The organism is Nocardiopsis dassonvillei subsp. dassonvillei DSM 43111 (assembly GCF_000092985.1).
Taxonomy (GTDB): domain Bacteria; phylum Actinomycetota; class Actinomycetes; order Streptosporangiales; family Streptosporangiaceae; genus Nocardiopsis; species Nocardiopsis dassonvillei.
The window spans coordinates 3,989,470-4,010,654 of the sequence record NC_014210.1 but is presented as its reverse complement, the minus strand read 5'-3'; the positions used below and the strand labels follow the sequence as shown (position 1 = coordinate 4,010,654).

Genomic DNA, 21,185 nt, shown 5'->3' with positions numbered 1-21,185 from the left:
CGGTAGGAGCGCGACCCCGGTTATGGCAACGTTTTCACGAGGACATTCGGACGGCGTGCCTTTCCTTTCCGTGCATGACGTATATCGAAACGCGTTCACTGTTGACTAGATCACACAGTCGATGGCATCGTTTGCGCACGACCACGGGGGGATGTCCCAGCACACACTCGACGCCGCGCGCCCGGAGACCCGTCCGGCGCGGTAAGGAGAGAGCCATGCCAGTGCATTCACACCAGAAGGGGTACACAGTGCGCGCATGCGCTGCCGGGCTCGCCGCACTGAGCCTCACCCTGGCCACCGCGTGCGGCGAACCCCCAGGGGAGGAGACCGCGGGGGAGGGCGGCGAGACCGCGGGCCTGGCCGAGGACCCGGCGTTCGTCTGGGCGGTCACCGGGGCCGACCGCGCGATCCACGAGGAGGTCGCGCGCCTGTGGAACGAGAACAACCCCGACCAGCAGGTCGACATCTTCTTCCTGGCCCCCACCGCCGACGAGCAGCGCCAGGCCATGTTCCAGGACCTCCAGAACCAGGCGGGGGAGTTCGACGTCCTGGGCCTGGACGTCATCTGGACCGGTGAGTTCGCCGAGTACGGCTACGTCGAGAGCCTGGAGGACCTGCGCGGCGAGGTCGAGGGCGTCAGCCTGGAGGGCGCCGTCGACAGCTCCCAGTGGCAGCAGGAGCTGTTCGCGCTGCCCTACTCCTCCAACGGCGCGTTCCTCTACTACCGCACCGACCTCGTCGAGGAGCCCCCCACGACCTGGGAGGAGCTCTACGACACCGGCATGGCGGCCGCCGAGGAGGAGGGCATCTCCGCCTACGTCGGCCAGGGCGACCAGTACGAGGGCTTCGTCGTCAACTTCCTGGAGCTGTACTGGTCCGCGGGCGGCCAGCTGTTCGACGACGCCCAGGAGCAGAGCACCTTCCTGGAGGGCGACGCCGCCACCACGGCCCTGGACTTCATGACCGAGGCCTACGAGAGCGGGTTCTACGCCGACGGCTTCGACACCATGGTCGAGGACGACGCGCGCGCCCTGTTCCAGGCGGGCGAGGCCGTCTACATGCGCAACTGGCCCTACGCCATCCCGCTCCTGGCGGGCGAGGGCGACGAGGAGAGCGCGGTCGCGGACGACTTCGCGGTCGCCCCGCTGCCCACCTTCACCGGTGAGGGCACCACCAGCGCGCTGGGCGGTCTCAACAACGCGGTCAGCACGCTGAGCGACAGCAAGGAGCTGGCCCGCGAGTTCGTCCTGTGGGCGGCCACCGACCCCGAGGCGCAGGACATCCTGCTCCAGAACAGCCTGCCGCCGACCATGGCGAGCGCCTACGAGAACACCGACGACCCCGACTTCCAGATGCTCGGCGACATCCTCGCCCAGGCCCAGGCCCGCCCGCCGGTGCCCGGCTACAACTCGCTGTCCCTGGCCGTGCAGGACAACCTGCACCCGGCCTTCCGGGGCCAGGAGGAGTCCGGCACGGCCCTGGAGGCGGTGGACCAGGCGGCCAACGACGCGCTCGAACAAGAGTAGGTCACATGGCGACGACCCAGAGAGTCCGCGTGAGCAGGGGCCTGGGTGAGCGTGCGATGGGGCGGATCTTCCTCGCCCCGTCGTTCGCCTTCATGGCCGTGATCGCGCTCTTCCCGGTCTTCTACGCGATCGGGATGAGCCTCTACGAGATCCGGGGGTTCCGCCAGGAGTTCACCGGCGTCGACAACTACGTCCGCGTCCTGACCGACTCCGGCTTCTTCAACGCCGTCTGGAACACCCTGGTGTTCACGGTCGCGTCGGTGTCGCTGGAGTTCCTCGTCGGGATGGCCTTCGCGCTGATCATGCACCAGGCCTTCCTCGGCCGGGGCCTGACCCGCGCGGTCATCCTGATCCCGTGGGTCATCCCGACCGCCGTGGCCGCGCAGGTGTGGCGGTTCATGTTCGACCCCAACCCGGGCTTCGTGAACGCCGTCCTCGGCACGGACATCAACTGGCTGCGCGACCCGTTCTGGTCGATGGTCGGCATCATCAGCGCCGACGTGTGGAAGACCGCGCCGTTCGTGGCCCTGCTGCTGCTCGCGGGCCTCCAGACCATCCCGAAGGACTACTACGAGGCGGCCAGGGTGGACGGGGCCAACGCGCTCCAGCGCTTCTGGAACATCACCCTGCCGCTGCTGCGCCCGTCGATCGTCGTGGCCCTGCTGTTCCGCACGGTGGACGCCCTGCGCATGTTCGACTTCGCGTACGTGTTCACCGGCTACTCGAACTCGCTGGCCACCCTGTCGGTCTACGCGCAGCGCTACCTGGTCCGGGACCCGGACCTGGGCTACGCCAACGCGTTGTCCACGGTCACGTTCGTCATCGTCATGCTCGTCGGCCTGGCCTTCATCAGCCGGATGGGCCGCCACATGATCGGTGAGGCGCCGCGGAAGGAGAAGCGATGACGGCCGAGACGGTGAGGCCGAGCGGTCCGGTGCACAAGCCGCGCCGACGCGTCCACCCGGCGGTGGGCAACACCCTCAAGCTGCTCGGGCTGGCCGTGGTGCTGCTGTGGTGCCTGTTCCCGTTCCTGTGGATGGGCATGACCAGCCTGCGGACGGGATCGGCGGCGATCACCGATCCGAACATCTTCCAGGGGCCCTTCGACTTCAGCAACTACCGGGAGATCTTCAACCAGGGCTTCCAGTTCGCGCTGCGCAACTCGCTGATCGTGGCGACGGTGACCACGCTGATCTGCATCCCGGTGGCCTCGCTGGCGGGCTACGCCCTGGCCCGGCTGCCGCTGGCGGGCAAGTTCGCGATCCTGGCCGCCACCCTGGTCGCGACCCTGTTCCCGCCGGTGGCGCTGGTCAACCCGCTCTACCAGATGTACCTGCAGCTCAACGAGTGGACCGGGATCAACCTGCTCAACTCCTTCGCGGGCATGATCATCCCGTACGTGGCGCTGACCCTGCCGCTGGCCGTCTTCATCCTCACCACGTTCTTCGCGGGCATCCCCAAGGAGATCGAGGAGTCGGCGAAGGTGGACGGGGCCACCCCGTTCCAGGCCTTCCTGCGCGTGGTGGCGCCGCTGGCGGCGCCGGGCGTGGGAGCGGCGGCCATCCTGACCTTCGTGTACGCCACCAACGAGTTCCTGCTGGCCTTCTCCTTCGCCCCGAACGACCTGAACGTGCAGACGGTCCCGGTCTTCGTGGCGACCTTCCAGCGGGTCGGCTACGAGAACCCGATCGGGCAGATCATGGCCGCGTCGGTCCTGGTGTCGGTCCCGCTGATCATCTTCGCCCTGGTCCTGCAACGCAGGATCGTGGCGGGCCTGACCTCCGGAGCCGTCAAGGGCTGACAGCGCGACCGGAAGGAAGCGGACCGGTCCCGGCGGCGCGCGGCGTCTCCGGGACCGGCTCCGTGTCCGCGTCAGCGGCGCACGACGTCGCTCCCGTCCAGGTCCTTCGCGTCCTTGCCCATCAGCTCGGCGGTGATCTGCAACTCGGCCAGCGTCGCGCGCAGCACGTGCTCCACACCCGCGGCGCCGCCCACGGCCAGCCCGTACACCCACGGCCGCCCCAGCAGCACCGCCTCGGCCCCCAGCGCCATCGCCACGGCCACGTCGGCGCCCGAGCGCACACCCGAGTCGAACAGCACCGCGGCGCGGTCGCCGACCGCGTCCACCACCTCGGGCAGGGCGTCCAGCGCCGCCACGGCGTTGTCGACCTGCCGGCCGCCGTGGTTGCTGACCACGATCCCGTCCACGCCCGCCGCCACCAGGTCGGCGGCCTCGTCCCCGCGCACGATGCCCTTGACCAGCACCGGCAGGTCCGTCCACCGGCGGATGCGGGCGATGTTGTCGGTGCTCAGGGACCTGCTGGCGAACGCGCCCAGGAAGTGGAACACCGCCTCGGTGAACACCCCGCCCGGCTCCGGGTCGGCCTTGAGCCGGGACCGGAACTCCGGGTCGCTGAAGTAGTTCGCCGTGCCCTGGCTGCGCAGGAACGGCAGGTGGCCCAGCGCCAGGTCGCGGGGCCGCCATCCCAGCCGCTTGGTGTCGGCGGTGACGACGACCGCCTCCGCCCCCGCGGCCGTCGCCCGCCGCACGAACGACTCGGCCAGCGCGTCGTCGCCGGGCCAGTACAACTGGTACCACCAGGAGTCGACCGCCTCGGCGACCCGCTCCATCGGGGTGGAGGCGGCCGTGGACAGCACCATCGGCACGCCCACGGCGTTGGCGGCCTCGGCCACGGCGAGCTCCGCCTCCTCGTGCACCTGCTCCAGGACCCCGATCGGCGCGGTCAGCAGCGGCGCGGCGTACTCCCTGCCGAACAGGGTGACCCCCAGCCCCCCCGCCCCCTCGGCCCCCGGCCGCAGGCTGCGCGGGCGCAGCGCGTAGCGGGCGAACGCGTCCACGTTGGCGCGGGCGGTGCGCTCCCGTCCCGCACCGCCCTCCACGTAGCCGAACGGACCCGGCTCCATGGCCCTCTCCGCCAGGTCGCGCAGGTCCTCGTGGTGGTAGGGCAGCCCGGGCAGGATGCCGTTGGTCGCGTCGGCGTAGACGCCGTCCTGGTACTGGGCGAAGTCGGTCATGGTTCCCTCGCTGGCGCCGCGGCGCCGGGTACGGGCACCGCGGGGCACGGCGCACGGGACGGAGAAGAGGACGGACCGGGCCGCGGGGAGGCGTGCCCCCGCGGCCGCGGCCGTCGAACCGCTCGCGCCCACCGGTTCTGGCCGGATGCTACCGCGCGCTCACGTGACCGGCGTCACCCGGTCCGCCTCGGCCCGGTCACCGCCCGGGTCCGGAGCCCCGGACTCGGCGATGTGCAGTGCCGTGACCAGCTCCCGGTACAGGTCGTCCCGGTCCATCAGCTCCCGGTGCGTGCCCCTGGCCCGCACCCGTCCGTCCTCCATCAGCACGATGGTGTCGGCGTGGATCACGGTGGACAGCCGGTGCGCGATGGTCACCACGGCCGCCCGCGCGGCGTGGGCGCGCACGCTCTCGGTGATGGCGGCCTCGGTGATCGCGTCCACCTGCGAGGTGGCCTCGTCCAGCAGCAGCACGTCCGGCGAGCGCAGCAGGGCGCGGGCCAGGGCGATGCGCTGGCGCTGGCCCCCGGAGAAGGACGTGGCGTCCAGCGGGGTGTCCAGCCCCTCCTCCAGGGCGTCGATCTTGTCGGCCAGCCGCACCTGGCCCAGGACCCGGCGCACCTCCTCCTCGGTGGCGTCGGGGTGGCTGAACAGCAGGTTCTCCCGGATGGTGCCGGGGACGACCGGGGTGTCCTGCTCGACGTAGGCGAAGCGGCCGCGCACCTGCCCGGGAGTGAGCTCCCGGTAGGGGGTCCCGTCCAGGAACAGCTGCCCCTCCTCGGGTTCGAGGAAGCGCAGCAGCAGCGAGAACACGGTGGTCTTGCCCGCGCCGGAGGGCCCCACGATCGCGGTGTGCCCGCGCCGGGGGACGGCCAGGTCCACGCCGTCCAGCGCGGACTCGGCGCCGGGCGCGTACCGCGCGGTGACCCCGCGCAGTTCCAGCAGCGCGCCCGAACGGTCCCCGTCCGGGGAGGGGACCGGCGCGTCCGTGTCCGCCGCCTCGGAGGAGGGTTCGAGCGGAATGGCCTCCACCTCGCGGATGCGCTTGGCCGCGGCCACGCCCGACTGGAGGGTGGTGACGCTCTGGGACAGCTCCATGACCGGGGTCATCAGGGTGAACGCGTAGAGCAGGAAGGCGATGAGGGTGGAGACCTCGATCGCGCCCGAGGACACCCGCAGCGCGCCCACGCCCAGGATGGAGATGATGGCGAGCTGGATCCCGCTGAACGCGATCGTCCAGGCGACCGCCTCGCGCCGCACCGAGCGCACGCCGTGCCGCGCGGACTCCCGCGCGTGTTCGAGGATCTGGCCGCTCAGGCGCTCCTCGGCCCGGCTGACCTTGACCGTGCGGACCGCGCGCAGCGCGCCGTCGAGCATGCCGCCCATCAGGCCCAGGGAGTTCTGCGCCCTCTCCTGCGCCTTGGCCAGGGCGGGCATCAGCGTCAGGAACAGGACGGTGACCACGAGCACCGCGACGAAGGTGACCGTGAGCAGGAACAGGTCCAGCACGCCCATCATGACCAGCGTTCCCACCAGCAGCACGCCGCCGTTGATGAGGCTGATGACGCTGCTGGAGGCGGCCTCGCGCAGCAGGACCGTGTCGGAGGTCGCCCGGGTGACGAGCTCGCCGGAGGAGCGGCGCGACAGCGGGATGAGCGCTGCGCGGAAGTAGCGGCGCACCAGCGAGGTGCGCGCGTCGAGCACCACCTTCTCGGCGACGGTGCCCAGGAGGATCCAGTGCCACAGGCCGGACACCGTGCCCAGCACGAACAGGCCCAGCAGCAGGGCGATCGGCACGAGCAGGCCGCCCCCGCCGGAGACGGTGTCCAGGACCAGCTTGATCACCATCGGGTTGGCGAGTTCGAGCGCCGAGCCGAACAGGGCCAGCACCAGGCCCAGCGCCAGCTTGTTCCGGTGCGGGCGCACGAACGACCACAGCACCCGGAGCTGGGCGAACCGGGGTTCGGGCGCACCCGGTTTCGAGCCGGTGTCTACTTTCGATGGATCAGTCATGTTTCAAAGTAGGTCATAGGTGACCGATTATTGTCAACCAATTACCGATAAGCCTAGGATGAGGGCATGGTGAAGAGCGCTCCCTCAGACGAAGAGACGAGGACCCGCGCCCGGACCCGGCGCGCGATCCTCGAAGCGGCGGTGAAGGTGCTCGGGGAGAACTCCTCGGCCCCCCTGTCCCAGGTGGCCAGAACCGCGGGTGTGGCGCGCAGCACGCTCCAGCGCTACTTCGCCGAACGCGCCGACCTGGTGTGCGCCCTCGGCGAGTACGCCGACGAGCTCATCAACGAGGCCACCGAACGGGCGCGCACCACCGAGGGCACCGGTCTGGAGGCCTTCCGGCGCCTCGTGCCCGAGTACTTCGGACTCCAGAAGGTGATCATGCTGGCCTTCGGGTCCGACGACTCCTGGGACGAGGTGCTGGAGGAGGAGTGCGGGGAGGCGGACCGGGCCCTGTTCGCCCTGGTCGAGCGCGGCCACGCCGACGGCAGCATCGACCCCAGGATCACCCCGATATGGGCGCAGCAGCTCCTGTGGTCGGGGCTCTACGCGGCCTGGGCCTACGTGAGCGTCAGCCGCACGCCCGCCTACGAGGCCCTCAACCTGTGCGTGCACTCGCTGGTCAAGGCCATCGCGAACCCCGACCGCGACGGCACGGGCGACTGACCCGGGGCGGCGCGAGGACGGGCGCCCGCCCCGGGCGGCGCGTCGGGGAACCCGCGGGGGAGAGGACTACAGGTACAGGCCGGTGCCGCGCTCGGGGGCCTCGTTGGCCACGGCGTGCACGTCGCGCTCGCGCAGGATCACGTAGCGCTCGCCGTTCAGCTCGACCTCGCCCTGCTCCTCGGGATCGAAGAGCACCCGGTCCCCGGTCTTGACGTGACGGGCACTGGTCCCGGCGCCGACGACCTCCCCCCACGCGAGCCTGGTCGCCAGCTTGACCGTGTCCGGGATGACCAGGCCGGCGCTGCTGCGCCGCTCGGTCCTGTCCGGGACCGACTTCACCAGCAGGCGGTCGTGGAGCATCTGGATCTCAAGCTTTGATTCGGGCACCACTCCAGGGTATTCGGCGCGGAAACCGGCCACCGCACGTCCACCCGAGTGCCCCGAGGTCGCAACCCACTCCCAACCTCCGGTACAGTAATTCCATCGCCGAGCGGGGGAACCGCCCGGCATACAAGGGGCTATGGCGCAGTTGGTAGCGCGCCTCCATGGCATGGAGGAGGTCTGGGGTTCGAATCCCCATAGCTCCACGTTGCGCGGGCTGCTGCTCGCCGGTCGTCGACCGGCTCGCCGCAGCCCGCGGTGCTTTCCGGGGGGAGAGCCCCCGAACCCCCCCGAGGTACCCCCCTGTGGTCGGGGTCGCGGGAATCGGCGGGCGGGTGGAGTGCTCTCCCGCAACGTGGGGCTTCGCCTCCGAACCCCTGCGGTTGAGGCCGCGTTCCCTTCTCTCCGAGACGCTCCTCCTGCGGTTGCGGTTGCGGTTGCGGTTGCGGTGGGTGCGCCCGGGTTCCGTGTTCGAGCCGCGCCGTCAGCACCGGTGGAACGTCCGCTTCCCGGGGCGGGATCGGCGACCTCCTGCGCGCCGCCGGGGCGTCGAGGGTGGAGGCCGCCGCCCTGGGCTGGGGTTTCGGCCCGTTCGGGACCGTGACCGTCGCACATGCGTGAACTCGCCGCACCCGTCCGGCCGTGCGCGGACGCCGCTGCTCCTCCTCTCACGCGCCGCGCGGGCCCGGGACCGCGGACTGGAAGGCGATCAGGAAGCTGGAGGAGGACTGAGCCGTTCGTCCACGAAGGCGCGCAGGGCCGGGTCGTCGGAGACCAGGCGTTCCACCTCCTCGCCCCCGTCGCACCGGCACAGGGCCACCGTCACCTCGGAGGCGGTCCGCCCCACCACCCGCCACACGGCGCCGTGGTCCTCCCAGCGGAGCAGGGTGTCGACCGGGTTCTGTCGTGGTCTGTCGCTCATGTCCTCTCATGTGCCCCTTCCGGGGGCGGTCGAAGAGGGTTCCGGGGTGCGTGTCCCGGCTGCTCCGGAGCGCGGGGTGTGTGGGGCGGCCGACACCGCGGCTGGTCATCCCACCCCCGCGCGTCCGATAGACTCGAACCGTTGCCGAACGGCACACGGGGCTATGGCGCAGTTGGTAGCGCGCCTCCATGGCATGGAGGAGGTCTGGGGTTCGAATCCCCATAGCTCCACGGACGAAGGGCGACCCTGCTCGCGCGTGAACGCGCTCGCCGGGTCGCCCTTGGTGCTTTCCGGGGGGAGGCCCCCGAACCCCCCCGGGGTGCCCCCTGTGGTCGGGGCCGTGGTGGTCGGCGGGGTGGGCGGGGCGCTCTCCCGTGACGTGATGCTTCGCCTCTGTGCCCCTGCGACCGGGGGCGCGGTCGGCCTTCTTCTGTTTGATCGAAGCGGTTCCTCACCCTTGACTCGTAGTGTGCTGTGGCTCATAATCAACGTATTGGTTGATTAACAGGAAAGTTGAATACGCAGATGGCGACCGACCCGTTGAGTCTCACGTTCGCCGCACTGGCCGACCCGACCCGTCGGGCGCTGCTGGCGAGGCTCGCCGAGGGCGAGGCCACCGTCAACGAGTTGGCGGAACCGTTTCCCATCAGCCTTCAAGCGGTCTCCCGACACCTGAAGGTGCTGGAGCGGGCGGGTCTGGTCAGCCGGGGCCGCGACGCGCAGTGGCGCCCCTGCCGACTGGAGACCGCCCCCCTGGAGGAGGCGACGGGGTGGATCGAGCGCTACCACCGCCAGTGGGAGGACCGCTTCGACCGGCTCGACGCGGAGATCCGCCGGATCCAGCAGGCACAGACCACAGGAGGACAGTCATGAGCGACCTCACGGTGATCGCCGAGCCCGGACGGCACGACATCGTCGTCACGCGCAGCTTCGACGCGCCCCGCGACGTGGTGTTCAGGGCCATGACCGATGCCGAGCACCTCGCCCGCTGGTGGGGGCTCAAGGAGAACGAGACCGTCATCGACCACGCGGACCTGCGCCGGGGCGGTTCCTGGAGGTTCGTCGAGCGCGCCCCCGACGGCCAGGAGTACGCCTTCCACGGCGTGGTCCACGACGTCGTCGCGCCCGAGCGCTTCGTGCAGACCTTCGAGTTCGAGGGCATGCCCGGGCACGTGTGCCTGGAGACCACCACCCTGGAGGAGGGGGACGGCCGCACCCTCTACACGTCGACCACGGTGTTCCAGAGCGTCGAGGACCGCGACGGCATGGTCGAGTCCGGCATGGAGTACGGCCTGAAGCAGTCCATGGACGCCCTGGACGAGCTGCTGGCCACGATGGGCTGAAGCGCCTCCGGGAAGGATCGGCCGGGCCCCGGCCGATCCTGCCTGTGGACAACGTCCGCCCTGTCCTCCACGGCCGGTACTGTCGATCCGTGGCAGATCTCCCCGACGTTCCCACCCTGCTCGACGCGGCTGTCGCCGCCCTGGGCGGCAGCCGCCGCGAGGGCCAGGCGACCATGGCCGGTGCCGTGGCCGAGGCGGTCGACAAGCGCGAACACCTGGTGGTCCAGGCCGGTACCGGCACCGGAAAGTCCCTGGCCTACCTGGTGCCCGCGATCAGACACGCCATGGCCAAGGAGAGCACGGTGGTGGTCTCCACCGCCACCATCGCCCTGCAGAACCAGCTCATCGAGCGCGACCTGCCGCGCCTGGCCAAGGCCCTCACGCCGATGCTGCCCCGCGAGCCCACGTTCGCCGTGCTCAAGGGCCGCCGCAACTACCTGTGCCGCAACCGGCTCCAGACCGCTGGCGAGGAGGCCGAGGACACCGAGCTGTTCGACCCGCGCCAGCTCTCCTCGCTGGGCCGGCAGGTGGCACGCCTGCACGAGTGGGCCGAGGACACCGTCACCGGCGACCGCGACGAACTCGTGCCCGGCGTCAGCGACCTGGCCTGGCGCCAGGTGTCGGTGGCCGCCAACGAGTGCATGGGCGCCCGCATCTGCCCCTTCGGCCAGGAGTGCTTCGCCGAGTTCGCCCGCGAGGCCACCCAGGGCGTGGACGTGGTGGTCACCAACCACGCCATGCTCTCCATCGACATGTCGCAGGGCTACCACATCCTGCCCGAGCACAACACGATCATGATCGACGAGGCGCACGAACTCGTCGACCGCGCCACCTCCGTGGCTACCGGCGTCCTGGGCGAGCGCACCGTCAACGCCGCGGCCAAGCGCGCCGCCCGCCTGGTCGAACCCGGGATCAGCGAACGCCTGACCGAGTGCGCCGACGGCCTCGCCCTGATGTTCACCGAGTCGCCCGACGGACGCCTGGACCACATCGACGACGCCCTGGCCAACGCGGTCGCCGCCACCCGCGACGCCGCCTCGGCCTGCGTCACCGCCATCGGCCCCTCACCCGGGGAGCTGGACCCGGACGGCGCCAGCGACCGCCGCCTGGCCCTGGCCGCGCTCGGCGAGGTGCACGACACCGCCGTGCGCGTCCTGGAGTCCTTCGAACCCGCCCTGCGCGACCGCACCGAGGTCGTCTGGCTGACCAAGACCCCCGGACGCCAACCCGCGCTCCACGTCGCCCCGCTCGGCGTGGGCGGACTGCTGCGCGAGAAGCTCTTCGGCGACCGCACCGTGGTGCTGACCTCCGCCACCCTCACCCTGGGCGGCTCCTTCGCCTCGCTGGCCAACCAGTGGGGCCTGGGCCGCGAGGTGGCCCAGGAGGCCGCCGAGCGCGCCGCCGCGGGCCGCGGCCCGGAACCGGCCGAACCCCGGGACGAGGACGGTTCCGACGACGAGGACGGCCCGCACCGCGCGGCCGGGGAGCCCCGCTGGCGCGCGCTGGACGTCGGCTCGCCCTTCGAGCACGCCCGCAGGGGCATCCTCTACGTGGCCACCCACCTGCCGCCGCCCGGCCGCGACGGCCTCGCGCCCGCCTACCTGGACGAGATCAGCGAACTCATCGAGGCCGCCGACGGCCGCGCGCTGGGCCTGTTCTCCTCCATGCGCGCCGCCCAGCAGGCCGCAGAGGAACTCCGCGAGCGCCTGGACCAGCCGATCCTGTGCCAGGGGGAGGACTCCACCGGGCAGCTGGTGCGCCGCTTCGCCGAGGAGGAGCGGTCCTGCCTGTTCGGCACCCTGTCGCTGTGGCAGGGCGTGGACGTGCCCGGACCCTCGCTGTCCCTGGTGATCGTGGACCGCATCCCCTTCCCCCGGCCCGACGACCCGCTGGCCTCCGCGCGCCAGCGCGCAGTCGCCGCGCACGGGGGCAACGGCTTCCTGTCGGTGGCCGCCACCCACGCCGCCCTGCTGCTCGCCCAGGGCACCGGGCGCCTGCTGCGCTCCACCGAGGACCGGGGGGTCATCGCCGTCCTGGACCCGCGCCTGGCCACGGCCCGCTACGGCGGCTTCCTGCGCGCCTCCCTGCCGCCCTACTGGGGGACCACCGATCCGGCGGTGGCCAGGTCCGCGCTGCGCCGCCTCGCGGGCCAGCCCGAACCCGCCGCCGGGTAGGGCGCCGGGGCCGGGCCGCGCGAGCGCGGTCCGGCCTCAGCCGCGCGTGCGGTAGCCGAACAGCCGGACCGCGTACGCGGGGGACCCGTCGTCCTCCGCCTCCTGGATGAACCAGCGGTCGTCGTGTTCGCCCACCAGGAGTTCGTTCCACATCATGTCGATGAGCTTGAGCCGGGAGACCACGGACGCCTCGGGGTCCAGCACGATCGAGTAGGCGCGGTCGGTCAGCCGCTGGGTCACCATGCCCACGGACTGGCCGTCCCAGATCGCCGGGACGGGGGCGTGCCCGACCTCGACCCCGCACAGCCGCAGCTGCTCCACCTCCTCGTCGAGGGCCTCGGCCGCCAGGGCGCCGTCCAACCGCAGGGCGTCCTCCAGTTCGTCGCGGTCCTCGTCGGCGCGCATGTAGGCGTGGTAGGTGCGGTAGCCGCAGGTGCGGCACTTGCGCCAGACGACGCAGCGGGCCAGTCCGTAGGCGGACTGCGCCTCGCCCACACTCTGGTAGTCGCTCACCTCGCGAATCGTGCCGCAGTCGCAGCACAGGGCCGTGAGATCCTGCTTCATCAGAGTCCCCCCTCCGAGGCGAGTATGCGACGGATGAAGCCCGTTAGGGAACCCGTTCGGCGAGGAAGTCACGGCAAGGACTCGTCATCAATGCCCAAAATGACCCGGTCGCGGGTTTCGGACCATCCCCAACAGCGTGTCGGTGTGGCGAGTCTTACGCTCGCCCGGTACGCCCGCGCACCCTCACTCGTCCAGTGACAGGCCGCGCTTGTTGCGTGCGCTCCAGTCGCGCATCCGCTGCGGGTAGCCGACGATCTGCACGTCGTAGGCCGGGACCGCCAGGTCCCTGGCCACCTTGCGGATCACGTCGGGCGAACCGCACCGGCGGCGGATCCACTCGCCGTCCGTCGCGACCGCGACCGCCGTGGCCCGCGTGGCGAAGGTCTCCGGTTCGACGAAGAACTCCACACCCACCCGGCTCTTGGCGAACTCGATCAGCGCCTTGATGTCCGAATCCTCGGATTCCCGGTCGAAACGGGCCTTGCCCTTGCGGTTAGCCTTGCGGAGTCCGAAACGGTCTCGCCATCCCATCGGCGCTCATGTCCCCTTGGTGCGGCTCGGTGCGGCTCGGCGCGGCTGGATGCTCGGGACCTCGCGAAGGCCCCCGCCGGGCGCCACGGCCCCCGAGTCTAGCGGTCCGGGACGGCCCCGACAGGACGCCTATCCCCGTACTCCGCGGCTTTGCGCGTTTTCCGGACAGCCCTGTCACCGCGCTGCTACGTTCTGTTCTCACGTGGTGCTTACAGGGGGTGCAGACCATGCCGATGTGGACGTGGGCGGGGGAGACCGCACGACGACTCCGGGCGGCCGGGCAGACGGAGCTGGCCGAGGCGGTCGCGAGCCTGCCCGTGCTCTGCGAGGCCGGGGACCCGGTACGTGTGGAGGCCGTGGCCCGCTCGGCGCTGCGCACCGCGCGCCGACTGGTCGCCGAGGCGGGCGCGACCGAGGCCGCGGTCCCGGGGGTCTTCGGCCCGCCGACCCTGTTCTTCCTGGCGCACTGGCCCCTGGCCGTGCGCGTGGGGGCCCTGGCCGAGGGCGGGCGCGCGCTCGCCCAGGTGAGTGCGGCGGCCGACGACGAACCCGAGCCCCTGGTCCACGGCCCGCTGCCGGTGTCCCTGCTGGAGACCCTGGTGCGCTGCCACGCCAACATCGACGCCCGCGGCACCACCGGACAGCGCCGCGAACTGCTCTCGACCCGGCGCCTGGCCGGTTGGGAGCGCACCCCCGCCTGGCCCTCCTTCACCCTCGCCCGGGTGAACCTGCTCATCGACGAGGACATGGCCGACCGGGCCGAGAACGAGCTGCGGCGCTACGAGCACACCGCCACCGGCCCGGCCATGCTCGGTGCCGACGGGGTGTTCACCCTCGTCAGAGCCCTGCGCCACCAGGACGAGCACGCCCAGGCGCTGGAGGTGCTGGACCGTATGGAGGCGGAGCTGGTCCTGGACGAGGCCAACCCGCGCCGGGCCGCCCTGCACCGGCGCATCCGCTTCGAGCGCGCGCGGCTGCTGTCCTGGCTGGTCCGCCTGGGCCACTGCCCGCCCCAGGAGGCCATCGTCCCCCTGCCCACCGTGGAGGAGGCCGAGGCGTACCCGAGTCTGCGGCCCGCGTGGGTGGAGGCGGTGGAGAACCTGGTGTGCCAGGGCGCGGTGCGCAACGACTGGCGGCTGGGAGTGCGGGTGACCACCTGGTCGCGCTACTTCGAGCGGGTGGGGGCGCCGCGCCGCGGAGCCGAGCTCGCCCTGTCCGCCGCCCGCCTGGCCTCGGTCCGCGGCGCCCGCTGGGTGGCCACCTGCTCCGCACAGAGGGCGGAGCGGCTCATCGGGGAGCTGGGGAGCACCGAGGAGATCCTGGGCGACCTGGCCGAGGCGCGCGCCATGATCGCGATGATGCCCCCGGTCCGGCCGCTGGCCCCGGCCGAGGACGTGCTGGACTTCCTGCGGGCGCAGCCCGTGGAGGAGGTCGACCCCGAGCAGCAGGCCGAACAGGTCAACGCCGCCCTGGAGAGGATGCCGCACGACACCCCGCTGCTGACCGCGCTCGGCCAGGTCGGCCGGACCCTGATGCTCTCGGACGCGGCCACCGAGCCCCAGTGGCGCCACGTGCGCGAGCAGCCGGGGGACCAACGCGCGGCGCTGTCCCTGCTGGAGACCCTCCTGCACGACAACGACACCGTCGGGGTGCGCACCCTCGTGAGCACCCTCGCCGCCGGCGCGCTGGACGGTCCGGTGCGGGCCGGCGCCCCAGGGCAGGGGACCCTGGCGCCCCACCCCTGACGGGTGGGTCGCGGACGCCCCGACAGGGAACGCCCTGGCCCGGTCGCGGCGCTCAGCCCGTCGGCGGGGGGAGCATCCTCACGCGGTCGCGATGCCCGGCCCGTCAGCACGAGGGCGCTCTCGGACGGTCACGGCGTCCGGCCCGTCAGCGGGGGAGCGCCTTCACACGGTCGCCGCGCCCACCCCGGACGCCAGGGAGCGCCCCGCGGGGTAGGACAGCGCGGCGGCGGGCAGCCGGGAGGGACGGCCGCTGGCCAGCACGCGTACCCTGCCCGGCGCGGTGCCCACGGGCCTCTCGCCGATCCGGCGCAGGGCCTGCGCGGCCACCGCCCCGGCGGCGGTGAACAGCTCCGCCCGCCCGCCCAGGGCCGCGGAGATCTGCGCGCCCACCAGGTCGTAGTGCGTGCACCCGAGCACCACGCCGTGCACGTCGCCGGGGGTCAGCTCGGCGGCGTAGGCCACCGCGTCGTCGATCAGCCGCGGGTCGGCCGACTCCACCGCCTCGGCCAGCCCCGCGCAGGCCACCGCGGTCACCTCCACGCCGCGGGCGAAGGTCTCGACGAGCTGCCGTTGGTAGCCGCTGCGCGTGGTCGCGGCGGTGGACCACACCGCGATCGGCCCTCCGGCCGCCGCCGCGGGCTTGATGGCGGGAACCGTCCCGATCACCGGGACGTCCGGCTCGAACTCGGCGCGCAGTTCGGCCAGCCCGTGCACCGACGCGGTGTTGCACGGCACCACCACGGCGTCCAGCGCCGCGTCCCCGGCGGCCTCCTGGGCGGCCCGGGCCCCGGCCAGGGCGCGCGCGACGATCTCGTCCGGGGTACGCGGACCCCAGGGCATGTGGTCCGGGTCCATCGACAGGAACAGGTCGGCGTCCGGCCGTGCCACACGCAGGGCCGCCGCGGTCGAGAGCATGCCGATACCGGAGTCAACGAGAGCGATACGCACGAATCCCGATCCTACGACCACCTCCGCACCGCACCGGCGGGGCACCGCCCGGCGGCGTCGGATCCGCCCGCGGCACCCGTGTCCCGGACGCGACCGCAGGCAGGACGACTAGGGGCAAGACACGGAACAAATGGGGTGGCACAAAGCCGTTACCGGTAGGTAGAACTGAGTGGATCGGCCGTCCCAGCCGCCCGGCGGCCATGGCCGATCCGGCACGCGAGTGCGTGTCGCCGACACCGGAACGGGAACTGGGATGACTCCTCAACAGCAGGGCACGGGCAGCGCCACCTCCACGCGGACGGGGCTCGCCGAGCACATAGCGGCGGTCCACAAGCTGCGCCGCGACTACCGGGCCCTGCCCAAGGAGGCACCGGTGCGCCTGGCCAAGCCCACATCCAACCTCTTCCGGTTCCGCGAGCCCACCGGCGCCCCGGCCCTGGACGTGTCCGCCTTCACCGGCGTCATCTCCGTCGACCCCGTGGAACGCCTCGCCGACGTCGGCGGCATGACCACCTACGAGGACCTCGTCGCCGCCACCCTGCCGCACGGCCTCATGCCGACGGTCGTCCCCCAGTTGCGCACCATCACCCTCGGCGGCGCCGTCACCGGCATGGGCATCGAGTCCTCCTCCTTCCGCAGCGGCCTGCCGCACGAGGCCGTCCGGGAGATGGAGATCCTCACCGGAGGCGGCGACGTGGTCACCGCCACCAGGGACAACGAGTACAGCGACCTCTTCCACGGCTTCCCCAACTCCTACGGGACCCTGGGCTACAGCCTGCGCCTGCGCGTCGAACTCGAACCGGTCTCCCCGTACGTGCACCTGCGCCACGTGCGCTTCCACAAGGCCGCCGAGGCCATGGACGCCCTCGCCCTGGTCTGCGCCGACCGCGAGTACGAGGGCCAGCCGGTCGACTTCGTGGACGGGGTCGCCTTCGGCCCCGACGAGCTGTACCTGACCCTGGCCCGCTTCACCGACGAGGCCCCCTGGACCAGCGACTACACCGGCCAGGAGGTCTACTACCGGTCCATCCAGCACTACGCGGGCAGCGGCCCCGGCGACTACCTCACCATCGCCGACTATCTGTGGCGCTGGGACACGGACTGGTTCTGGTGCTCCCGGGCCTTCGGCACCCAGCACCCGCTGGTGCGCGCACTGTGGCCGCGCTCCCTCAAGCGCTCCGACGTCTACCGCAGGCTGGTCGCCTGGGACCGGCGCACCGACTTCTCCCGCCTCCTCAACCACTACCGGGGGCGGCGGCCCAAGGAGCCCCTCATCCAGGACATCGAGGTGGGCGTCGAACGCGGCGCCGAGTTCCTCGACACCTACCACGCCGAGATCGGCATGACCCCCGTGTGGATGTGCCCCCTCCGGCTCCGCGAGCCCCGCCGCCCCGGCCAGGGCGGGGGCGAGCACGTGTGGCCGCTCTACCCGCTCGACCACGACCGCCTCTACGTGAACTTCGGCTTCTGGGGCCTGGTCGACATGAAGCCGGGGCAGCGCCGGGCCCACCACAACCGCCTGGTGGAGGAGACGGTCGCCGAGCTGGGCGGTCACAAGTCCCTGTACTCGGACTCCTTCTACGAGGAGGAGGAGTTCTGGCGCCTGTACAACGGCACCGCCTACGCCGGGCTCAAGGAGGCCTACGACCCCGAGGGCCGGCTGCTCGACCTGTACGCCAAGTGCGTACGCAACCGCTGACGGCACGAGACCACGGGACGCGACCCGAGGGGACGTCACCGCGTCCGGTATGAGGGAAGGACAGAGCAATGCGGCTCGCTGAGATCTTCGAACGCGTCGTCGGACCCGACGCGCCCATCCGGTTCACCGCCTACGACGGCAGCAGCGCGGGGGACCCCGGCAGCGACGTGGCCCTGCACGTGCGGACCCCGGTCGCGGTGAACTACCTGGCGCAGTCCCCCAACGCCGTCGGCCTGGCCCGGGCCTACGTCTCAGGCCACCTGGTGCTGGAGGGGGACATGTACACCGCCCTCAGACGCATGGCGGACTTCGTCTTCGCCGACGGGTTCGGGGTCTCGGTGCGCGACGCGGTCGAGATCGCGCGGTCGGTGGGCTGGGTCAAGTTCGTCAACCGGGTCGCCCCGCCGCCGCAGGAGATGCGCCAGGGCCGCCTCAGCGGACTGGGCTGGCGCCACTCCAAGCAGCGCGACGCCGAGGTCATCCACCACCACTACGACGTCTCCAACGCCTTCTACGAGATGGTCCTGGGTCCGTCGATGACCTACACCTGCGCCGTCTTCGACGACGAGGACGGGGCCCGGGACCGGGTCGGCCGCTTCGACGGAGCCCTGGAGAGCGCCCAGTTCCGCAAGTACGAACTCATCTCGCGCAAGCTCGGCCTGGAGCCGGGCATGCGCCTGCTCGACGTGGGCTGCGGCTGGGGCGGCATGGTCATGCACGCCGCCCGCGAGCACGGGGTCCGTGCGCTCGGCGTCACCCTGTCCAAGGAGCAGGCCGAGTGGGCGGCCAAGAGGATCGCCCAGGAGGGACTGTCCGGGCTGGCCGAGGTCCGCCACATGGACTACCGCGACGTCCCGGACGGCAGCTACGACCGGATCAGCTCCATCGGCCTGACCGAGCACGTGGGGGCGGACAACCTGGCCTCCTACTTCGCCTCGCTCAACGACAAGCTCGTGCCCGGGGGACGCCTGCTCAACCACTGCATCACCCGGCCGCGCAACGACCTGCCGTCCCTGAACCGCAGGGGCGTCATCAACCGCTACGTCTTCCCCGACGGGGAGCTGGAGGGCCCCGGCCGGATCCAGACCGCCATGAACGACGCCGGGTTCGAGATCCGCCACCAGGAGAACCTGCGCGAGCACTACGCCCTGACCCTGCGGCACTGGGGCGCCAACCTGGACCGCAACTGGGACGAGGCGGTCGCCGAGGTCGGCGCGGGCACCGCCCGGGTCTGGCGGCTCTACATGGCCGGGTGCGTGCTCGGCTTCGAACGCGACGTGGTGCAGCTGCACCAGATCCTGGGCGTCAAGCTGGACGGCACCGAGGCGCACGTGCCGCTGCGCCCCTGGTTCTGACCTGCCGCCCCACCCGCCGCCGCGGACCACCGCACGGGGCGCCGCCCGCACGGGCGCGTCGAAGGTCCTCCCCCCTCCTTGTTCGCCGGGGGAGGACCTTCGGCCTGTCAGGGGTCGGCCGGGTCCGCTTCGCGGCATTATGGACCCGGGGCGTGTCCGGCGGACGCACACCCCGCCGCGAGACCGGCGGGACCCAGCCCGGCACACCCCGGCCGCACACCCACCAGAAGGGACCACGACGTGTCCTCATCCTCCGACGGCAGCACCGACGGGACCACGCCCGCGCCCGACGCGCCCGACCACGTCAAGCGGACCGCGATCGACCTGATCGAGGCCTACGCCGACCGCAACCGGCAGGAGCTCGACGAGGTCGTCCCGCGCGCCGCCGACGACGTCGAGGCCGTCACGTCCGAGCTCAAGGTCATCGCCGCCTTCCTCGGCCGCCGCGTGCAGCAGACCGGCGTGGTGTGGAAGCCCGCCGACTCCCGCGAGGCCGTCGCCCGCATGGTCGCCGAGATGCTCCCGCCCGAGCTGGAGTTCGCCGTCTCCACCGCGTGGGAGGCCCACTCGGTCGGTGAGGAGGAGGCCGCGGAGCGCTTCACCCGGGGCGACCCCATGGTCTACGTGCACATGCTCGCCGCCTTCGGCGCGGCCATCGGCCTGGCCGTGTACAAGCGCGCCGAACTCCTGTCCACCCTGCGCCAGGTCACCGGACTGTCCGAGTAAGGGCGCACAGCAAGGGACAAAAGGGACGAAAGGGACTCGTGCGACACGCCGTACCGGCCGCGACACTCCGGATATGTCCAGCCTCCTAACGGCTCAGACACAAAAGGTAGTGGTTTACTTCACTCGACGCGGTTCTTTACGTAGGTTTCCTACCAACCCTGAGGGGACCCTCGAAAGGAACGGGAGGCGTGCCGATGGCCCGCAGAAGAACCCACAAGTACGTTCCGCTCCCCGCCGCCGCCGCGGCGCTGGTCCTGGCCGCGACGGCGTGCGGGAGCGGAGGAGGCGGGGCCTCCGGTTCCGACGGCCTCCTGGTCTGGATCATGCAGGGCACCAACCCCGACGAGACGGGGTTCTTCGAGGCGGCCAACGCCGCGTTCACCGAGGAGACCGGCATCGAGGTGGACGTCGAGTTCGTGCCGTGGCAGGACGCCCAGAACAAGATCTCCACCGCCATCGCGGGCGGCACCATGCCCGACGTCGCCGAGCTCGGCAACACCTTCACCCCCGGTTTCGCCGACGCCGGAGCCCTGCACGACCTGTCCGGCTACGACATCGACACCTCCCAGTACATCCCCGGCCTGATGGAGATGGGCCAGCTCGACGACGGTGTCTACGGCGTGCCCTGGTACGCCTCCATCCGCTCCGTCGTCTACCGCACCGACGTCTTCGAGGAGCACGGCCTGGAGGTCCCCGAGAACTGGGAGGAGCTGCGCGAGACCGCCCTGGCCCTGTCCGAGGCCGAGGAGGACATGATCGCCTTCCCCGTGCCCGGAGACGCCCAGTACTCGGTCATGCCGTGGATCTGGGGCGGCGGCGGGGAGATCGCGGTCGAGCAGCCCGACGGCACCTGGGTCTCGGAGATCGACAGCGAGGAGGCCCGTGCCGGGATCGGGTTCTTCACCGGCCTGGCCCTGGAGGACAACACCTCCACCACCGGCGCCGTCAACTGGAACGAGATCGCCGTCATGGAGGCCGTCGCGGAGGAGGAGGCCGCCATGGCCATCCTCGGCAGCGCCAACCCCAAGGCCATCCTGGAGGCCAACCCCGACCTGGAGGGCAGGCTGGGCTCCTTCACCCTGCCCGGCCAGGACGGCGGGTACATGCCCTCCTTCGCGGGCGGCTCGCTGCTGTCGGTCTTCGAGGGCACCGGCCAGGAGGAGGCCGCCTGGCAGTACGTCCAGCACCTGACCGGCGAGGAGTTCGGCATGCGCTGGTCCGAGGAGACCGGCTTCTTCCCGGGCGTGGTCGACCGGGTCGACACCTTCTCCTCCTCCGCCGACCCCATCCTGGAGCCCTTCGCCGTCCAGCTCAACGAGGCCAGCCGGGGCGTGCCCGTCACCCCCGCCTGGACCCAGGTCGAGGCCGAGAAGGTCCTGGTCGGCATGCAGCAGGACATCCTCAACGGCGAGGCCACCGTGGACGAGGCCACCGAGAACGCGGCCGACGAGATCGAGCGCATCCTCAACGGGGGGTAGACACGTGCGAACACCGGTCGGGTTGGGCACCGCCGACAGCGAGCCGGGGCCCGAGGTCCGCAGCTCCGCCGAGCCGTCCTC

The 21,185-nt window shown here is 71.7% G+C and carries 19 protein-coding genes and 2 tRNA genes; 14 read left to right on the top strand and 7 right to left on the bottom strand.

Annotated elements, in window-relative coordinates; all coding sequences use genetic code 11:
* The first annotated feature begins 215 nt into the window (after positions 1–215).
* The 3 genes from NDAS_RS16605 to NDAS_RS16595 are packed head-to-tail and all read left to right on the top strand — an operon-like array spanning position 216 to position 3,327.
* A complete protein-coding gene (locus NDAS_RS16605) occupies positions 216–1,526 on the top strand; it encodes an ABC transporter substrate-binding protein (protein ID WP_013154368.1) in 1,311 nt (436 codons plus the stop codon).
* 56 nt (positions 1,527–1,582) lie between these two features.
* The gene (locus NDAS_RS16600) at positions 1,583–2,431 is read left to right on the top strand and encodes a carbohydrate ABC transporter permease (RefSeq protein WP_019609619.1); all 849 of its coding nucleotides are present in this window, start codon (positions 1,583–1,585) and stop codon (positions 2,429–2,431) included.
* Positions 2,428–3,327 (top strand): carbohydrate ABC transporter permease, encoded by a 900-nt coding sequence (locus NDAS_RS16595; protein ID WP_013154366.1) that lies wholly within the window; start codon positions 2,428–2,430, stop codon positions 3,325–3,327. The genes NDAS_RS16600 and NDAS_RS16595 overlap by 4 nt, the downstream gene beginning before the upstream one ends.
* 71 nt (positions 3,328–3,398) lie before the next feature.
* Here NDAS_RS16595 and NDAS_RS16590 read toward each other — a convergent pair whose 3' ends face one another.
* Positions 3,399–4,562: an alpha-hydroxy-acid oxidizing protein gene (locus tag NDAS_RS16590; protein WP_013154365.1), complete on the bottom strand. Its 1,164-nt coding sequence runs from the start codon at positions 4,560–4,562 to the stop codon at positions 3,399–3,401.
* Between the two features lie 159 nt (positions 4,563–4,721).
* On the bottom strand, positions 4,722–6,500 hold the full coding sequence (locus NDAS_RS16585) for an ABC transporter ATP-binding protein (protein ID WP_041552817.1): 1,779 nt from the start codon (positions 6,498–6,500) through the stop codon (positions 4,722–4,724).
* Between the two features lie 138 nt (positions 6,501–6,638).
* Between NDAS_RS16585 and NDAS_RS16580 the strand changes: the two genes are divergently transcribed.
* Complete coding sequence (locus NDAS_RS16580) at positions 6,639–7,238, top strand: TetR/AcrR family transcriptional regulator (protein WP_013154363.1); 600 nt, start codon at positions 6,639–6,641, stop codon at positions 7,236–7,238.
* Between the two features lie 66 nt (positions 7,239–7,304).
* Here the strand turns inward: NDAS_RS16580 and NDAS_RS16575 are convergent, their stop codons facing one another.
* A complete protein-coding gene (locus NDAS_RS16575; protein ID WP_017568462.1) occupies positions 7,305–7,598 on the bottom strand; it encodes a GroES family chaperonin in 294 nt (97 codons plus the stop codon).
* Positions 7,599–7,752: 154 nt separating this feature from the next.
* On the opposite strand from NDAS_RS16575, the gene NDAS_RS16570 reads away from it, so the two are divergent.
* A tRNA-Ala gene (locus NDAS_RS16570) sits at positions 7,753–7,825 on the top strand.
* Positions 7,826–8,328: 503 nt separating this feature from the next.
* Here the strand turns inward: NDAS_RS16570 and NDAS_RS16565 are convergent.
* Entirely contained in the window at positions 8,329–8,541 is a 213-nt protein-coding gene (locus NDAS_RS16565; RefSeq protein ID WP_013154361.1) for a hypothetical protein, read from the bottom strand.
* Between the two features lie 157 nt (positions 8,542–8,698).
* Between NDAS_RS16565 and NDAS_RS16560 the strand changes: the two genes are divergently transcribed.
* The 4 genes from NDAS_RS16560 to NDAS_RS16545 all read left to right on the top strand — a co-directional run bounded on the left by NDAS_RS16560 (position 8,699) and on the right by NDAS_RS16545 (position 12,058).
* Positions 8,699–8,771 (top strand) — tRNA-Ala (locus NDAS_RS16560).
* Positions 8,772–9,066: 295 nt separating this feature from the next.
* Entirely contained in the window at positions 9,067–9,414 is a 348-nt protein-coding gene (locus NDAS_RS16555) for an ArsR/SmtB family transcription factor (RefSeq protein WP_013154360.1), read from the top strand.
* Complete coding sequence (locus tag NDAS_RS16550) at positions 9,411–9,884, top strand: SRPBCC family protein (protein ID WP_013154359.1); 474 nt, start codon at positions 9,411–9,413, stop codon at positions 9,882–9,884. Before NDAS_RS16555 ends, NDAS_RS16550 begins: the two co-directional genes overlap by 4 nt.
* 89 nt (positions 9,885–9,973) lie before the next feature.
* Positions 9,974–12,058 (top strand): ATP-dependent DNA helicase, encoded by a 2,085-nt coding sequence (locus NDAS_RS16545; protein ID WP_013154358.1) that lies wholly within the window; start codon positions 9,974–9,976, stop codon positions 12,056–12,058.
* 36 nt (positions 12,059–12,094) lie between these two features.
* Here NDAS_RS16545 and NDAS_RS16540 read toward each other — a convergent pair whose 3' ends face one another.
* Together NDAS_RS16540 and NDAS_RS16535 are read right to left on the bottom strand one after the other, a co-directional pair.
* Positions 12,095–12,622, bottom strand: coding sequence for a DUF6315 family protein (locus tag NDAS_RS16540; RefSeq protein ID WP_013154357.1), 528 nt, complete (start codon positions 12,620–12,622; stop codon positions 12,095–12,097).
* 183 nt (positions 12,623–12,805) lie between these two features.
* Positions 12,806–13,153 carry a hypothetical protein gene (locus tag NDAS_RS16535; protein ID WP_013154356.1) on the bottom strand — a complete coding sequence of 116 codons (348 nt, stop codon included), beginning with the start codon at positions 13,151–13,153 and terminating at the stop codon, positions 12,806–12,808.
* A gap of 227 nt (positions 13,154–13,380) precedes the next feature.
* Here NDAS_RS16535 and NDAS_RS16530 point away from each other — a divergent pair, with 227 nt between their 5' ends.
* Positions 13,381–14,898, top strand: a complete 1,518-nt coding sequence (locus NDAS_RS16530) for a hypothetical protein (protein WP_013154355.1) — start codon at positions 13,381–13,383, stop codon at positions 14,896–14,898.
* 162 nt (positions 14,899–15,060) lie between these two features.
* On the opposite strand, the gene NDAS_RS16525 is transcribed toward NDAS_RS16530, so the two are convergent.
* Complete coding sequence (locus NDAS_RS16525; protein ID WP_013154354.1) at positions 15,061–15,846, bottom strand: glutamate racemase; 786 nt, start codon at positions 15,844–15,846, stop codon at positions 15,061–15,063.
* Positions 15,847–16,099: 253 nt separating this feature from the next.
* On the opposite strand from NDAS_RS16525, the gene NDAS_RS16520 reads away from it, so the two are divergent.
* The 4 genes from NDAS_RS16520 to NDAS_RS16505 all read left to right on the top strand — a co-directional run bounded on the left by NDAS_RS16520 (position 16,100) and on the right by NDAS_RS16505 (position 21,104).
* On the top strand, positions 16,100–17,545 hold the full coding sequence (locus tag NDAS_RS16520; protein WP_013154353.1) for an FAD-binding protein: 1,446 nt from the start codon (positions 16,100–16,102) through the stop codon (positions 17,543–17,545).
* Between the two features lie 68 nt (positions 17,546–17,613).
* Positions 17,614–18,900 carry an SAM-dependent methyltransferase gene (locus NDAS_RS16515; protein WP_013154352.1) on the top strand — a complete coding sequence of 429 codons (1,287 nt, stop codon included), beginning with the start codon at positions 17,614–17,616 and terminating at the stop codon, positions 18,898–18,900.
* Positions 18,901–19,140: 240 nt separating this feature from the next.
* Positions 19,141–19,626, top strand: coding sequence for a hypothetical protein (locus NDAS_RS16510; RefSeq protein ID WP_013154351.1), 486 nt, complete (start codon positions 19,141–19,143; stop codon positions 19,624–19,626).
* Between the two features lie 194 nt (positions 19,627–19,820).
* Complete coding sequence (locus NDAS_RS16505) at positions 19,821–21,104, top strand: sugar ABC transporter substrate-binding protein (protein WP_013154350.1); 1,284 nt, start codon at positions 19,821–19,823, stop codon at positions 21,102–21,104.
* Positions 21,105–21,185 lie beyond the last annotated feature (81 nt).